The organism is Gardnerella sp. DNF01141 (genome assembly GCF_049244255.1).
Classification (GTDB): Bacteria; Actinomycetota; Actinomycetes; order Actinomycetales; family Bifidobacteriaceae; genus Bifidobacterium; species Bifidobacterium vaginale_E.
Map to the genome: position 1 here is coordinate 603,117 of NZ_CP058391.1, position 16,969 is coordinate 620,085.

Here is a 16,969-nt window from a genome sequence, read left to right on the forward strand (position 1 = left end):
TGCATGAATCTAAGCTATGCGCAATGAATTTACGTAATCGTAATGAATTGCGAATCATATGCTCATATTTATTATCTAGTTTATTTTGCCGTATTTTTGGAATATTTTGTATGCTTCTAAGTCACTTAAGTCGTCACTGTTGAACATTTCTAATCCACGTTTTTCAAGACTATCGGCGTTTTCCATGCAAATAGCAAGATCTTCAACATCTCTTGACCAAACAGCTAGTGCCATTGGTGCAACGATTTCTTGAGGTTCTTTTACAGCCTGGTAGATTTTTGCAGTTATTTTATCCGCACGATTTGTAATAAGCATTACGTCCATACCGAAGAAGAATTCTACAAATTTTTTCACGTCTTCTTCTGGGCCGTTTCCTTCAAGATTTTTCAGTACTGCAACAGAACCCTGTTCTTCCGAAAAGCATCTGGCACTAACATTTGCCATTTTGCAGAAGGCTGCAAGTAATTTCGCCGGCTCAACGTATGCGATTATCATTGCAACTTTTGCTTTGTTGCCAAGCAAACCTTGTAAATCTTCTTCAAAATTTGCTTCTTCGATTCCGCGCATTGCTTCTTCAATAGAATTATTTTCTTGATTATTGCTATTGGAATCTTCTAATAAATCTTCGTTATTTGTGTTGCTTAGATTTTCTTTTTCTTGGAATTCTTTTTCAAAGCCTGCAAGCGCGTTATCTAATTCAGCATCTGTAAAAGAAGCGCGTACTGAATTGTCATCGTTACGCTCATCGTCATTTTTACGTTCATCACCATTGTTTGACATATTCGTTGTTTCCTCCCCTTTCAATGTAACTTCTTAAAGCATATCTAGTTTTATATTTTACCAAATTAATACTGCATATTTTTTACGCGCTCGGCAGGCAATTGGATCCAAATACGATTTTCATTTCCGCAAACAGCGAAGTGTCACGCTTAACGCGGAAACGGTCGCCAAAAGTAAGAACTTGCGCACGTCCAGAATCGTCAAGTAAAGCCAAACGCACTTGGCAGCACCCAGGGTGACGGCTCAAAATATTGCTCAATTCTTCCACATGACCTTTATCTAAAGCTTTGCGCGGAACCACAATAGTTATTGGTCTTTCGTCAACTGATTCCAACGTTGGCACTTCAAATTCGGTTGCGCGCATAGACACAGTTTCATCACGCACTTCAACTTGTCCGCGAATACGCACAACCTGGTCAATTGCAAGCTCCTGAGCTGAAGCTTCGTAAACTTTGCCAAAGAACATGCATTGTATTGAGCTTTCCATGTCTTCAACTGTGACTATTGCCCAAGCGTTACCTTTTCGAGATACTCGCCTATCTACGCTTGTAACAAGACCAGCGATAGTTACTTGTTGTCCGTCGCTCATAGTTCTTGCGCGGTCAATTAGTTGAGCGATTGACATTTCTCGTAAATCTGCCAAAACTGCGGATAATCCGCTTAGTGGATGATCAGAAACGTACAATCCTAACATTTCTCGCTCAAAATTAAGCTTCGTTTTTTTATCCCACTCTTCAACATCCGGCACAGTGATTTGCATATCCCCCAAACCAGTATCGTAAGATGAGTCAGAAGACGAGTCAATGTCTGCAAATAAATCAAACTGACCTTCTGCCTGCTTGCGTTTAAGCGCAATCACAGAGTCTATTGCAGGATTGCAAATTTGCAGCAACGCACGACGGTTTGGATCAATCGAATCAAAAGCACCAGCTTTAATAAGAGATTCCACTAGGCGACGATTAAGTGCGCTAATTGGCACTCGCTTTACAAAGTCCATAAAGTTTACGAATCTACTTCGTCCAGCTTCACGCTCAGAAATAATATCGTTTACAGCTTTGTCTCCAACGTTACGAATAGCTCCCAAGCCAAAGCGCACAACATCTCCAACTGCAGAATATTCAAGAACGGACTCGTTAACATCCGGTTGCAAAACTTGAATACCCATGCGGCGCGCTTCACCCAAATAAAGCGCTGTTTTATCTTTATTAGTACGCTCGTTTTGCAGCAAAGCAGCCATAAATTCAACAGGATAATGCGTTTTTAAGTATGCCGTCCAGTAAGAAATTAATCCGTAAGCTGCAGAATGAGCTTTGTTAAACGCGTATCCAGAGAACGGAACCAAAACATCCCACACAGCTTGTGCAGCTTCTTCAGAATATCCGTGCGCTTTCATACCCTCAAAGAACGGAACCTGCTCTTTTGCCAGCACTTCCGGCTTCTTCTTACCCATTGCTCGACGCAAAACGTCTGCCTTACCAAGACTGTATCCCGCCAAAATACGCGCAGCAGACTGCACCTGCTCCTGGTAAACAATAAGACCGTAAGTTTCGTCCAAAACTTCCTTAAGAGGCTTTTCAACTTCCGGATGGATTGGAATAATATCTTGCAAACCGTTCTTGCGCTTAGCGTAATTCGTATGCGAATCCATATCCATAGGACCAGGTCTGTAAAGTGCAATCAAAGCCGAAATATCGTTGAAATTATCCGGTTTTAGTGTGCGCAGAAGCGCTCGCATTCCGTCGGAATCAAGCTGGAAAACACCTAAAGTGTCTCCCCTAGAAAGCAGCTGGTATGTTGGCTTATCGTCTAAAGGAATTTTCGTATAATCGATCGGCTCTTTTCCATTATTTTTGATATTTCGCAAAGTATCGCGAATAACTGTCAAATTGGAAAGACCCAAAAAGTCCATTTTTACAAGACCGAGCGTTTCGCAAGTGTGATACTCAAATGTTGTTGTAATCGTTCCGTCAGTGCGCTCAAGAAGCGGCGAAGTGTTTGTGATTGGCTCCGAGCCCATGATTGTTGCACAAGCATGCACACCAGTTTGACGAATCAAACCTTCAATACCTTTTGCTTCTTCCGTAATACGATGCGTATCTGGATCCGTATCGTACATTTCGCGAAACTCGCGCGCTTCAGCGTAACGCTTGCTTTTTTCGTCGAAAATATCGTGCAAGCTCATATCTTTGCCGTTTTTAGCAGGCGGAAGAACTTTCGTAATTTTTTCGCCTACCGAAAACTCGTATCCCATAATACGTGCGGAATCTTTAAGAGCCTGCTTAGTTTTAATCGTTCCGTAAATAACGCACTGAGCAACTTTATCTCTACCGTATTTTTCGCCCACGTATTCAAGAACTTTCGCCCTACCATCCGGATCAAAATCAACGTCAATATCTGGCAAGGATACGCGCTCCGGATTTAAGAAGCGTTCAAAAATAAGGCCATGCTTCATAGGATCAAGCTCAGTAATGCCCATTGCGTACGCAACCATAGCGCCTGCAGCAGAACCACGACCAGGACCAACCATTACTCCATGCGCTTTAGCCCAGTTAATATAGTCTGCAACAACCAAAAAGTAGCCGCAGAACTGCATTTGGCAAATCACACCACACTCGTAGTCAGCCTGCTTTAACACTTCCATTGGAATGTTGTTGTTGTAACGACGCTCCAAACCTTCCTCAACTTTTTTAAGGAATAGCGAAGTCTCATCCCAACCTTCTGGGCAGTCAAATTGCGGCATAAAAGCGCCATCTTCACCGTCGTCGAACATAACATTGCATCGTCGAGCAATTTCAAGCGTGTTATCGCAAGCTTCTGGAAACTCTTTAAAAAGTTCGCGCATTTGTTCAGCGGACTTCAAATAGTATCCGGAACCGTCAAACTTAAAACGGTCAGGATCATCAAGCCTAGAGCCTGAATTAATGCAAAGCATAGCATCTTGAGCTTCGCGATCTTCCTCGTGAACGTAATGCAAATCGTTAGTAGCAAGAAGAGGAGCGTTAAGCTTTTTTGCAATCTCAAGCAAGTCTTTTGTTACGCGCGTTTCGATTGAAAGCCCGTGATTCATGAGTTCAATAAAGAAATTGTCGCGACCAAAAATATCTTGAAACTCTCCGGCTGCGCGCAAAGCCTCATTGAACTGGCCTAATCGAAGACGCGTTTGAATAATTCCAGAAGGGCATCCCGAAGACGCAATTACGCCTTTTGAGTAGGTTGAAAGCACATCTTTATCCATACGTGGGTAACGCATTACACGGCCTTCAAGATTTGCAACAGACGAAGCTTTAAGAAGATTTGTTAAACCGGCATCGTTTTCCGCCCACAAAGTCATGTGTGTAATTAAGCCGCCGCCCGAAACATCGTCTGCACGCTGATCTTCCGTGCCCCAATGCACGCGGCTTTTATCTTGTCTTGCGGTTTCAGGAGTAACATACGCTTCAATACCAATAATCGGCTTAATTCCGACTTTTACAGCGGTGCTCCACATTTCGTACGCGCCGTGCATGTTTCCGTGATCTGTAATAGCCACAGCCGGCATGCCCAATTCTTTCGCACGATTTACCAAATCGGGAATTTTTGACGCACCATCAAGAAGCGAATAGTGCGTGTGATTGTGTAAATGTACGAAGTTGGTTTCCGGCTGAGTCATAAATGATATTCTATAAGCGAAAGCTGACCGAAAAATGCAAAAACGCTACTTTGATAATTCTCGCATGGCTTCTAAAGCGTGTTGCAAATCAGAAGGATAATTCGACTCTACTCTAATAACTTTGCCCGTTCTAGGATGCGTAAAAATAAGCTCCATAGAGTGAAGCCACTGCCTTGTTAAACCAAGCTTTTTAGCCAAAACTGGATTCGCCCCATACATTGAATCCCCTACCAAAGGATGACCAATAGACGTAAAATGCACGCGGATCTGATGAGTGCGCCCAGTTTCCAAGTTAACACTTGCTAAAGTTGCTTGACCGAAGCGTTCAAGAACATCCCAATGCGTAACAGCAGGTTTTCCATTTGGCGTGATTGTGAAACGAAAATCAGATACTTTTGCGCGACCAATAGGAGCTTCAATTGTTGCTTTATTTTGCGTTAAGTCGCCTTGAACAAGCGCATGATATGTTTTTTTAACAGTGTGATTAGCAAACTGCTTTTTCATTTCTTCATACGCTAAATCTGTTCTGCAAACAAGCATTAGGCCGCTTGTGCCAGCATCAAGACGACTTACAATACCACGGCGATTTTCATCTCCAGCAGTATGCGAAATACTAATTCCGCGTTTTTCTAAAGCCTCTCCCACTGTTGGACCACACCAGCCTTGAGCTTGGTGAGCAGCCATTCCAATAGGCTTATCTACAACCACAATATCTTCGTCTTTATAAGCGATTTTCATGCTTTGTTCGATTGCTTGATTTTGTAGCTGTAGCTCTATTTGATTATTTTGTTGATTATCTTGCAGATTATCTATTTGATTATCTATTTGATTATCTATTTGAATATCTATTTGAATATTCTGCAGATTTTTTTGCTGGCTTTCGTCTTGAAGCGCATCATTTTTGCAACTATTTTCAGCAAAATCTTCGCCAACTAAATCATCGAATATTATTTCGTCACTACTAAGCAAAAGTGCGGATTTATTTGCTTTACGATTAGCAATACGCACAGAGCCTTTTGAAATAAAATCGCTTGCTTTTGAACGCGAAATATTGCGCAATTTTGAAACTGCAACGTCAAAACGGCAACCAACTAAATCTTCAGGAACCGGCATACTGCTTTGCATAATTAATTGTTGCTTTCGGAAGTATTTTCGGAAGTATTTTCAAAAGCATTTTCGTCAGTGTTTTCGTCATCACTTTCGCCAGGCTTAAACGGCGTTTCAAACAAAATCAAACCAACAAACCAAATGCCTGCAATAGCAAGAATAATATCCGCAACGTTACCAACTGACCAACCGTAGTTAATAAAGTCAACAACTTTGCCGTCCAAAAAATGCTCGGCATAAATTGCACGATCAATCAAATTGCCAAAAGCGCCAGAAAACGCTAAAGACAGCACAATCGTCCACTGCAAAGATTTTGTGCGACGAACTGCAGCAAGCATAGCTACACAAGCCAAAATCGCCACTATGCTAATAAAACTAGTCAAGCCAGAACCTAGACCAAACGAAGCACCGCCATTTCGCACAAGCGAAAGCATTAAGGAATTAGGAATACAAACAATCTGCTTTCCGTACTGTAAAGCGCTAAGAGCCCACAGTTTGCTAAGGCGATCCACAACAAGCCCAACAATAACAATAAGTGCAAAAACGGCTGCGCGAGTACGCAGCCGTTTCACACGCACATCTCTATGCGTCAATTTTTATCCGATCTGTAAATAAAAATAGCATCTGCTTAAAGCGCGAGAACATTTAAAAGTTACGCGCTTTAAGAAGAAAACTACTCTTGCTTATCCTCATTGGAAGCTTGCTTCTGACCAAGAGAAGCATACGCGTTTTCGTCAGAAACTTGAGCAACCAACTGGCCAAGGAAGTCAGTCAAGCGAGTGCGATACTCAGTCTCAAACTGCTTGAGGCTCTGAATATTGCCTTCAATAACCTGAGTCTGCTTCTCAAGATTCTCGCGCACCTGACGAGCATAAGCGTCAGCAGCTGTGCGTGTTGTAGAATCATAGTCTGCAGCGCGATGCTGTACTTCGGACTCGTACTGGTCAGCCTGATCGTGAGTCTGCTTAGCATAATCGTCAGCAGCCTGACGAACCTTACCAGAGTAAGCATCAGCCTCATTATGAGCACGAGCAGCATAAGAATCAGCATCGCTGCGAGTACGAGTAGAGTAATCATCTGCATCGGCACGAGTTTGCTTATTGTACTCATCTGCCTCAGAACGAGTGCGCTCAGAATACTCATCAGCTTTAGCAACTGTTTCGTTATAGCGAGCCTGGCTCTCTTCAACAATCTGCTGAGCCTTAGCCTTGCCCTTATCAACGTACTGATCGTGCAATTGCATTGCAAGAGTCAACATAGCAGTTGCGCGCTCTGGCTCAGAACCCTGGGCATCAGCACCAGCGCCAGCAATCTTCTGCAAGCTACCAGTTTCAGTATTTGGCTCCATCTTAGAAACTTGTTGACGAAGCTGCTCTTCACGCTGACGAGATTCTTCAAGCTGCTTAGAAAGCTCCTGAACCCTAGCGTTTTCCTGCTGGGTAACAACAAGCTGCTGACGAACAGCTTCGAGCTCACGACCCAAGTTTTCGCTATTTGCACGGAAGTCATCGCGCTGGCGAGTAACAGTTTCAAGCTCCTTCTGAACCTTATCTGCGTTATCTGCCTTAGCGGTTTGAGCAGTAAGCTGATCAACCTGAGCACCCAAGCCATCCAGCTGCTCCTTAAGCTGTTGGTTTTGAGCGGTAAGAGCACGGTTGCTTTCTTCAGCTTCACGCAACTTAGTTTCAGTCGCCTCAAGCTTTTCAGCAGATTCATTAGATTCACCCTGCTGCTTAGCAGCGTTGCGCAACGTTTCATTTTCTTGAGTTAAGGACTCAACTTTAGAAGTCAACTCAGCAATCTTGGTATTCAAGCCCGCAACATCGCGGCCGAGGGATTGTGTGGAAGCACCAAGTCCCTGCACTGCCTGCTGACCAAGCGCTTCTATTGTTTCTGTAACTTGATCGAGAAATTCGTCAACCTCGTCAACGTCATATCCTCCCTTGAAACGTACAATCTGGAAGGTATGCTCTCGAATGTCCTTAGGCGTCAACAGAGTCATATGCTTTACACCTCGCTTTTGGGACGCATCTCATTGATATATATCTATTCGATGCTATCACGTACGCAGAAAATTAGGGCAAATAATGCGAAAATTTATGCGCAAAACGCCGATTTTATAAAAAATTACGTATTAAACAGCAAAAGATGATTGATATATTTCACAGCTCACAAACTATAGTTCAGTTTAGCGGGATATAATTGCAGAGATTACAAAAAGATACAAAATACGAGGAAAGGTCAATAATGACTGTTCTTGTTACAGGCGGATGCGGTTACATTGGAGCACACGTAGTTCACGCCTTACATAAAATAAATCAGAATGTTGTTGTAGTAGACGATTTAAGCTACGGAAAGCCTACTAGAATCGAAGGCGCTCGACTTTATGGCATGGATATTGCCTCTCCAGATGCCGGTGCGCGTCTTGCGCAAATTATGAAGGACGAGAATGTTGATTCCGTAATTCATTTTGCTGCCAGAAAGCAGGTTGGCGAGTCCGTTGAAAAGCCGCTTTGGTATTATCAGCAGAATATTAACGGTATGCTGAATGTTCTTGAGGGCATGAAAGATAGCGGAGTAAAGAAGCTCGTATTCTCGTCTTCCGCAGCAACTTACGGCGTTCCACCTGTTGATGTTGTGCCAGAAGACGTTGTTCCTATGATTCCAATCAACCCTTACGGACAGACTAAGCTTTTTGGCGAGTGGATGGCACGCGCTTGCGAGCACACTTACGGCATTCGCTTCTGCGCACTGCGTTATTTCAATGTTGCAGGCTGCGGTCCGGTTGAATTAGAAGATCCTGCAATTTTGAACCTGATTCCTATGCTTTTTGAACGTTTGCAGCGCGGTAAAGCTCCTGCTATTTTTGGTGACGACTATCCTACTGCAGATGGCACTTGCATTCGTGACTACATTCACGTTTCAGATTTGGCAGACGCTCATCTTGAAGCGCTTAAGTATTTGGATTTGGATAATCGCAAGTACGATTCTTTTAATGTTGGAACTGGTAAAGGCACTTCCGTTCGAGAAATTGTTGAAGAAGTACGAAAAGTTACAGGCCTTCCATTTAAGGAAACTGTGCTGGATCGTCGAGCAGGAGACCCTCCTCAGCTTATTGGCAGCCCAAAGCGCATTAATGAGGAAATGGGCTGGTACGCTCGCTACGATGTAAAAGATATTGTGGAATCTGCTTGGGCAGCTTGGCAGGCAAATCCTGAACATCATATTGATGTTGAATCGTGGAAGCAGATTGACTAGTAGACTGACTAGATAAAGCAAAACGCGCGACAAAATTGCCGCGCGTTTTTTGTTTGTGGCTCCGAGCGGGATCGATCCGCTGACCTAGCGATTTTCAGTCGCTCGCTCTACCAACTGAGCTACAGAGCCATGATGAATAAAAAACCCGGTTAACCGGGCCTTTACTAATCGCGACCCCGGCCGGACTTGAACCGGTGACCTCCGCCGTGACAGGGCGGCGCTCTAACCAACTGAGCTACGGGGCCGTGGCTTATTCTCTCGAACAGCCGAGTCACTATCTTACAGAATCCTCACCAAAAAGCAAGTGCCCAGCTCTTTCGGCGTGTTGCCCACAAATAAAACGCTACTCAAGCTCAATCGCGCCAGTGCAAAGCTGATAATACTCCCCGCGCTTAGCTAACAACTCCTCGTGAGAACCACGCTCAATAATTTGGCCGTGATCCAAAACCATAATCACATCCGCATTACGAACAGTAGAAAGCCTGTGCGCAATTACAAACACAGTGCGCCCTTCCATAAGAGAATCCATGCCGTACTGCACTAAGGCCTCAGTATGAGTATCGATTGAAGAAGTTGCCTCATCCAAAATAAGCACCGGCGGATTTGCAACAGCCGCGCGAGCAATCGCAATAAGCTGCTTTTGACCTTGCGAAAGATCTTCTCCTCCGCCAGTAAGCTTCGTATTATAACCATCTTCAAGTTTAGAAATAAAAGCATCGGCATGAGCTAATTTCGCAGCGTTAACACAATCTTCATCGCTAGCATCTAGGTTTCCGTAACGAATATTATCCATTACTGTGCCTGTAAATAAGTTCACGTCCTGAAGAACTGTGCCAATAGCGTAACGCAAATCCGTTTTTAGAATATCTCTAACGTCAATTCCGTCGTACAAAATCTGACCGTCGTCAATATCGTAAAAACGCGTAAGCAAATTAGCAATAGTAGTTTTTCCAGCACCCGTAGCGCCTACTAAAGCAACTTTTTGACCCGACTTTGCAAACCAAGTAATATCATGCAAAACAGGTTTTTTGGAATCGTAGCCAAACACAACATCTGTAAAGCGCACGTCTCCTCGAAGCAAAGTGTATCTGCCATCTTCAGAAGTTAGAGCGTCTCGTTTTGCATGGCAAACCACCTCTTGAGCCATTTGACTTAATTCCTGCGCGCGCTTAGTTGCTTTAGTGCCGTTATCTTTAGCATCACGCTTCCAAGCCCAATAAATATTCGCGCCTTCTTCTTTTTCGTCAACTTCTTGCAAAACTTTAAATGTTGATTTGCTAGAAAGATGCTCAGAAGATTGACAAATTCTTACTTTTACAAGGCGAACAGTGCCAGAATCTGGTTCAGGATCTTCGTCAAGAAACTCAAAAATGCGTGACACTCCAGCCAAAGCCATCATAAGCGAATTAATTTGCATTGTGATTTCGCCAATAGGGTTAATAAACGCGCGCGAAAGAGTAAGAAGCGATATTAGCGTTCCAAGCGTAAGAGGACCAGAGGCAGCAAGGCCAAAAGTTGGAATTCCTGCAGAAACTGCCCACGCACCTAGTAAAGCAATAAGCACATAAAGAAGGTAGCTTGCGTTACTAATTACCGGCATTACATTATTTGCGTAAGAATTAGCATTTGCCGAAAGTTTTTGCACTTTTTCAGCGTAAATATCTAATTTTTTTGTTGTAGCATCTTCGTGATTGAAAATTTTAATGACTTTTTTACCGGTCGCTGATTCTTCAACAAATTTATTCAACTCGCCCAAAGCGTTTTGAAATTGTTCAAAAAGTTTACCTGAGCGCTTAAGCATAAATCTGACTAAATAAAGCAGCAAAGCCGTAAATACTAGCACAAAAGCGGCAATAGGAAGCGAAAGCCACATAATAGACACAAAGGCTGCTGTAATAGATATAAGTGCAGAAAAAGAGTCCGGAAAAGCCCAAGAAATCGCTTCACGAAGAACTTCAGTATCGTTCGTATAGCGGCTCATAACATCGCCGTAGCCTTGAGAATCAAGATATTTAAGCGAAAGTTTTTGCTGATGCTTAAACATTGTGTTACGCAAATCGCGCATAACGCTTTCAGAAATTTGCGCAACCAACCTGCTCCAAAGCCAGCAGCTGAACACACCAACTGCGTACACGCTTGCCATAAGAATTATCATGCGCGAAAGCGGCGTCCAATCCGGATTATGCTTGCCAATAAGCGGAAGAATATACACGTCCACAAGAGATTGCAGGAACATTGCGCAAGCCGCTTGAACAATAGAACTCACAATAATCGCGACTAAAATTACGAAAATTTTTGCACGATAAACCATTACGCAAGAAACAAGACGTTTTAGAGCCGGCCAATTTATTGCGCGAGTGTTTTTATTTGTAGCCATTATTCAACACCTTCTTCCGCAATATTTTCCTTACTTTGCACACGACTTTTTGCTTGAGATTCCGCCATATTTTTATAAAGCTCGCAAGACTTAATCAATTCCTCATGAGATCCTTTGGCAAGTATGCGGCCGTTTTGTAAAACAACAATAATATCTGCGTGCTCGATTGAGGAGATGCGCTGAGCCACAATAATCTGCGTGGAATCTGGCATAAAATTCTTTAAGCCTTCACGGATTTTACGATCCGTTTTCATATCTACAGCGCTCATAGAGTCGTCGAGAATTAAAATTTTAGGCTTTCTTAAAAGCGCTCGAGCAATACACAAACGCTGACGTTGACCGCCTGAAATATTCTTACCGCCCTGCTCAATATAAGTGTTGTAAGAATCTGGCAAATCGTTAATAAACTCGTCGGCGCAAGCAATTTTGCAAGCCTCGCGCAAATCTTCGTCGCTGGCATCCTTACTTCCCCAACGAAGATTTTCGGAAATTGTGCCACTAAACAGAATATTTTTTTGCAAAACAACGCCAACTTCTTCGCGCAAACTTTGTGGATTATAATCTAAAATATTCGCGCCACCAACAAAAATCGCGCCGGAAGTTGCGTCGTAAAGCCTTGCAATAAGTTGCACAAGGCTTGATTTTCCAGAACCAGTTGCGCCCACAATTCCAACAGTTGATCCGGAAGGAATACTCAAGTTTATATCCTGTAAAATTTCCCGTTCCGCAGGAGCGTTTTCATATGGATTATCTGAATTATTTTGATTATTTGAATTATCTGAATTATCTGAATTCGAATACTTCAACGAAACATGCTCAAAACGCACAGAAGCGTCGGAAAGCTCGGTAAGTGGCTTAGAAGAAACAGTCTCAGTGTTTTTAGATTGCAGAACAGCAGCAATTCGATGCATAGAAGCGCGCGCCGTTACAGTCATAACAAAAACTGCAACCAAATTCGCAAGCGCAAATAAAATTTGCAGCGCATACACCACTAATGCCGCAAGATTTCCTGTAGTTAAGCCAAAAGCAGGATTATTTCCAGAAGCCACAATTTCGCGCGAAGCCATCCACGCAACAAGCAACATTCCTGTATAAAAACACAGATTAAACAGCGGAATACTGTAATTAAGCACATACTCTGCCTTAAGAAAATGCTCGTAAAGCTTAAGAGAAATCCGCATAAAACGGCTATTTTCATAATCTTCGCGCACATAAGACTTCACAACACGAATATTGTGTAAATTCTCACCAACCTGATTGTTCAGCTCGTCAACAATGCGGTAAATTCGCATAAATTTAGGCGCAACAATTGCAGCACCAACCGCCCCAATCAAACCAACAATTGGCACAAAGCTAAGAAAAACCCAAGAAATAGCAGGACTAATTGAAAAAGTAAACCACCAGGCGGCCACAATAATCACAACACTACGAACGCCTGAACGAATAATCAGCTGGTAAGCAAACTGCACATTCGACACGTCACTAGTCATGCGGGTTACAATCGTGCCGGTAGAAAACTTATCTAAATCAGAAAAACTTAAAAGTTGCAGTTGCGAAAAAATATTGTGCCGCAAATTTCTACCAAAACCGGCGCTAGAATGCGCGCAACAAACGCCTGAAATAGCGCCTGCAATCACAGAAAATGCAGCAAAAATAAGCAACTGAAAACCGTAATACAATGCTGCGGAATTGGAGCGCGTTACAATGCCAAAATCAATAAGACTTGACATTACAGACGGAATCATAATTTGCATTGCCGCTTCAAAAATGATTGTTACGGAAGTAAGAATTCCAAGCAGACGATACTTTTTTAAAGAATGAAGAACGGTGCGTAAGGCGTGAGGAGCACGATTAGCGCGGTTTTTTGATTTCTTCGACGATTTTCGCGTTACTTCCTCCGCCATTGCGCCCCTTCCCTAAGTGATTCTTAAGTTCAATAGTATCACCTTTGAATATAAGGCAGTAAGGATTTATGAAGCATCGCCTTCGCCTTGTACGCGATCTTTGCCGTAAATCGACGGAATAAAACGCTCCTGATCGTGAAGCTTTTCCCAAATTACAGGAGGATCGTGCGGATTTTCCAAAGACTTTGGCACGTCAATAATTCGCTGATTGCTAGAGCCGCGAAATTGCAGAAGCGAATCATGCAAATTCTTCATATAGCGGCCGTCAACAAGAATATCAATATATTGCAGCAGCTCAAGCTTATCCGGAGTCTCCCCCGGGCGCATAAGCTCTTCCCACGTGTAGCCGGTCCAACTCCAAATATCTTTTGTATTGCCAAACTCTTTTCTAATACGCTTGCAAAGAGGCAGCAAAATACCAGTATTAAGCAGCGGCTCACCGCCAAGCAAAGTCAAACCTTGCACATAAGGCTGCGCCAAATCTTCCATAATCTGGTCTTCAAGCTTTTGAGTATAAGGGTGGCCTGCGCGAAAATCCCAAATCGACTCGTTATAGCATTCAACGCAATGGAACGGGCAGCCGGAAACGTAAAGCGAGCAGCGAATACCCTCACCGTCGGTCATCAAAAAACGCTTGTAATCGGCAATCATGCCCTGGCTCATGCGCTCGCTAGACCATTGGCCAGCGCGAGGATTATTAGAAAGAGAGGTTGGAATCCAAGGCCCGCGGTTAACGTCTGCAGGTGAAAAATCGTGCAAACTTATGCGAGCCATGGTTCCAACCTTTAATTTAGCCTAGCTTTTACTTTATTTTATGATATTTTATTATATTTTACGCGACTTGACGCGACTTGACGCGTTACTTAGTCTCCTCGTACCATTCGCGAGATTCGCCATTATCCAGCGTCACGTGACCAGTTTCGCCAGACATGTGCTTTACGCGGTGCGCAATCTCCTCGTGGCGGCCGTGAACCATTGGGCGTTGAACAGGATTGCCCAAGTAGCCGCAAGTACGCTTAGTAACATTGCACTTATCTGGGTCGCTGTTGCCGCACTCTGGGCAGCGGAAGCCTTCTTTAGTTGGCTCAAAATCGCCCTGGAATCCGCAAACGAAGCAGTGATCAATAGGCGTATTCGTACCCAAGTAGCCAATGCCAATCTTATAAGCGTAATCCCAAACAGCTTCCAAAGCCTTAGGATTTGCTTGCAAGCATGGGAACTCGCAGTAGTTAATAAAGCCGCCGGAAGCAAGATACGGGAAGTCAACCTCGTAGCTAAGCTTCTCCATAGGAGTTGGCTGCAACCAAACTGGGTAATGGAAGGAATTAGTGTAGAAGTCGTGATCGGTAACGCCTTCAATGCGGCCGAACTTCTGACGATCCATGCGGTTAAAGCGGTCAGTCAAAGACTCTGCAGGAGTTGAGTAAACGGAATAGTGGTAGCCTTCCGCCTTCGACCACTGCTGGCAAAGCTTATTCATGCGGCGAACCAAAGAAAGCGCAAACTGCTTGCCATCCTCATTCCAGCTGTGATCCTTCATCCAATCCTTGCCAAAGAACACTGCCGTAGTTTCGTACAAACCAATGTAACCAAGCGAAACTGTAGCGCGTTCGTTACGGAACAGCTGATCAACACTCTCGTTAGCTTCCAAACGGCCAAAAGCACCATAACGGAACAGAGTTGGAGCGTTCACTGGAGTTGCCTGCTTGCAACGCATAATGCGGAATCGCAAAGCCTGGTGAGCAACTTCCATACGTTCGTCAAAAAGCTTCCAGAAGCGAGTCACATCGCCGTGAGATTCAAGAGCAATACGCGGCATGTTAACCGTCACAACGCCAAGATTCATGCGGCCATCTTCAACATCCTTACCAGTCTTTGGATCAACCCAGCCCTGAAGGAAGGAGCGGCAGCCCATAGGAGCTTTAAACGAGCCAGTAATCTTAACAATGTTCTCGTAAAACACAACATCCGGATACATGCGCTTAGTAGAGCACTCAAGAGCCAGCTGCTTCAAATCATAGTTCGGGTCGCCAGCATCTGCGTTTACACCGTGCTTAATAGTAAACACAAGCTTAGGGAAGATTGCGGTATGACGATCCTTGCCGAGGCCGCGAATACGATTAAGCAAAATAGCACGCTGAATTTCGCGAGCAAACCAAGAAGTACCCAAGCCAAAACCAACAGTTACAAACGGAGTCTGGCCGTTAGAAACACGGTTGGAATTAATCTGATACTCCATCGTTTGCATAGCATCGTAAATAGCTTTACGCGTCATAATCTTTGCATAAACTTCACGAAGCTGATCAAGCTCACTCAAGTTCTCATCAAAAGGAGTGTCAGCAGGAAGCGGATCCCTGTCTGAGCAGTGAAGATTCTTAGGCTCCTGAGCCTTCAAACCGTCAATCATATCCTTCGCAACTTCAATCGGCGTAGAATCCGGAATCATAGCGTGGGCCATTGCCAAGTTCTTCTCATAATCGCACTTAGCGTAAGGCTCAAGCATTTCGTCAGCACGATTAACAGTCTGACCACCGTATTGCGCGCCAGCAATATCCTTAATAATCTGCGTAACCTGAGTTGCAGCAGTACCAATAGACTTCGGACTATCCATCATTGCATTTCCAAGCGCAAAGCCCTTAGCGAGCATGTCTCCAAAATCAGGAAGCGAGCAGTTGCTCATGCAAGTAAATGGCGAATAATCAGCGTCATGGAAGTGAATATCACCCTTCATATGCGCGTTAGAAACCGCGTGAGGAAGCATAGAGAACGCAGAAGCCTTAGAAACAGCGCCCGCAAGAAGATCACGCTGAGTAGCGTAAACGTTAGAATCCTTATTTGCGTTTTCGCGCACAAGCGTTTCGTCACGATTCACAAGGCGATTAACAGCTTCGTTAATATCGGTAGCCTTTGCACGATCAATATCTCGGTTCAAACGGTAGCTTGTGTAGCAGCGGGCAACCTCGTAAAGATGATTTTCAATAAGGCCGTGCTCAACCAGGGTCTGAATATCCTCGATTTTTGCTGGACCATTGTAACGATCTTGAATTTCAGCCTCAATACGATCCGAAATACCGCGAATCATCTGCTCTTCCTGAGGACCAACTTCCTTACCTAAGTCCTTAAAAGCAGCCTTAATAGCCATAATGATATTCATCGAATCGAAATCAACTACGCGACCATCGCGCTTTTCGACCTGCACGCGGGAAACTGGAGCTGCAACTAAGTCATCATCCATGCGAATTGCTGCGCTCTTGGCGTCAGTTTCTTCCAAAACCTGCATCGGTACAGACCTTTCTCATAACACTGTTCTTCTAACCGTTCTCTCGCTGCAAAAGCATTATATTCGCAACGACTTGCTCTACTATAACTCAACTCATGCCCAATATCTAGGGAGAAACGCAAAGATAACAAACTATATATAGTGATTTATTTCACATTCGCGATTTTTGAGGCGTGTCGAGGAGGAGGTAGGCTTGATTGCTGGCGTGTTTACTGTGTGGCGTTTTGCTGGCGGGTTTCTGGAGTGGCTGCGTGAGATAGGAATTACTTATCTCGCAGCGCTACGCTCTTGCTTGCCGTGGCGCGAGTTTTGGTGGATTTCTCTCCTCGCACGTCCCGTCCTTCGGGCGCTCTGGCTGTTAAAAGAGTTTAGCGTGTTCGCCTTTCTTAAAGAATGTAGCTTCTCAGTCCTCTTTTAGTGCTCGTAAAGAAATCCCCCAAACTCTGCATGCTAATTCGTTAATAACCGTGCACATCGCAGAGATTTTTCGATTTTTCTTCTTCGCTTGGCGAATCAGCAGCCTTCGGCTCTGACGTTCGCCTCGCTCAGTGCGAAAAATCTCAAATCTCACCACACGAATATTCATACACTAAAGTATCGCAATTAAGCTGCGG

10 protein-coding genes and 2 tRNA genes are annotated in these 16,969 nt (G+C 44.0%); 1 reads left to right on the plus strand and 11 read right to left on the minus strand.

The annotated features are described in order from the left end of the window. Positions 1-75 precede the first annotated feature (75 nt). The 5 genes from HXT35_RS02290 to HXT35_RS02310 form a co-directional block, all read right to left on the minus strand. The gene (locus tag HXT35_RS02290) at positions 76-780 is read right to left on the minus strand and encodes a hypothetical protein (RefSeq protein ID WP_004127626.1); all 705 of its coding nucleotides are present in this window, start codon (positions 778-780) and stop codon (positions 76-78) included. An 82-nt stretch (positions 781-862) separates the two neighbouring features. Continuing rightward, entirely contained in the window at positions 863-4,429 is a 3,567-nt protein-coding gene (dnaE, locus tag HXT35_RS02295; RefSeq protein WP_421788318.1) for a DNA polymerase III subunit alpha, read from the minus strand. Between the two features lie 45 nt (positions 4,430-4,474). After that, positions 4,475-5,554 (minus strand): RluA family pseudouridine synthase, encoded by a 1,080-nt coding sequence (locus HXT35_RS02300; protein ID WP_421788320.1) that lies wholly within the window; start codon positions 5,552-5,554, stop codon positions 4,475-4,477. Between the two features lie 2 nt (positions 5,555-5,556). Beyond that, complete coding sequence (locus tag HXT35_RS02305; protein ID WP_080572224.1) at positions 5,557-6,114, minus strand: signal peptidase II; 558 nt, start codon at positions 6,112-6,114, stop codon at positions 5,557-5,559. Positions 6,115-6,209: 95 nt separating this feature from the next. Further along, positions 6,210-7,538 carry a DivIVA domain-containing protein gene (locus tag HXT35_RS02310; RefSeq protein WP_421788322.1) on the minus strand — a complete coding sequence of 443 codons (1,329 nt, stop codon included), beginning with the start codon at positions 7,536-7,538 and terminating at the stop codon, positions 6,210-6,212. 245 nt (positions 7,539-7,783) lie between these two features. Between HXT35_RS02310 and galE the strand changes: the two genes are divergently transcribed. Further along, complete coding sequence (galE, locus tag HXT35_RS02315; RefSeq protein WP_004127639.1) at positions 7,784-8,794, plus strand: UDP-glucose 4-epimerase GalE; 1,011 nt, start codon at positions 7,784-7,786, stop codon at positions 8,792-8,794. Between the two features lie 56 nt (positions 8,795-8,850). Here galE and HXT35_RS02320 read toward each other — a convergent pair. The 6 genes from HXT35_RS02320 to nrdD form a co-directional block, all read right to left on the minus strand. Then, positions 8,851-8,923: transfer RNA gene (locus tag HXT35_RS02320), tRNA-Phe, on the minus strand. Between the two features lie 42 nt (positions 8,924-8,965). Next, positions 8,966-9,039: transfer RNA gene (locus HXT35_RS02325), tRNA-Asp, on the minus strand. 98 nt (positions 9,040-9,137) lie between these two features. Then, entirely contained in the window at positions 9,138-11,171 is a 2,034-nt protein-coding gene (locus HXT35_RS02330; protein ID WP_421788324.1) for an ABC transporter ATP-binding protein, read from the minus strand. Beyond that, positions 11,171-13,075, minus strand: a complete 1,905-nt coding sequence (locus HXT35_RS02335) for an ABC transporter ATP-binding protein (protein ID WP_421788326.1) — start codon at positions 13,073-13,075, stop codon at positions 11,171-11,173. The genes HXT35_RS02330 and HXT35_RS02335 overlap by 1 nt, the downstream gene beginning before the upstream one ends. A 66-nt stretch (positions 13,076-13,141) precedes the next feature. Next, complete coding sequence (gene nrdG, locus HXT35_RS02340; protein ID WP_004127646.1) at positions 13,142-13,849, minus strand: anaerobic ribonucleoside-triphosphate reductase activating protein; 708 nt, start codon at positions 13,847-13,849, stop codon at positions 13,142-13,144. A gap of 85 nt (positions 13,850-13,934) precedes the next feature. After that, positions 13,935-16,310, minus strand: a complete 2,376-nt coding sequence (gene nrdD, locus HXT35_RS02345) for an anaerobic ribonucleoside-triphosphate reductase (RefSeq protein WP_419185104.1) — start codon at positions 16,308-16,310, stop codon at positions 13,935-13,937. Positions 16,311-16,969 lie beyond the last annotated feature (659 nt).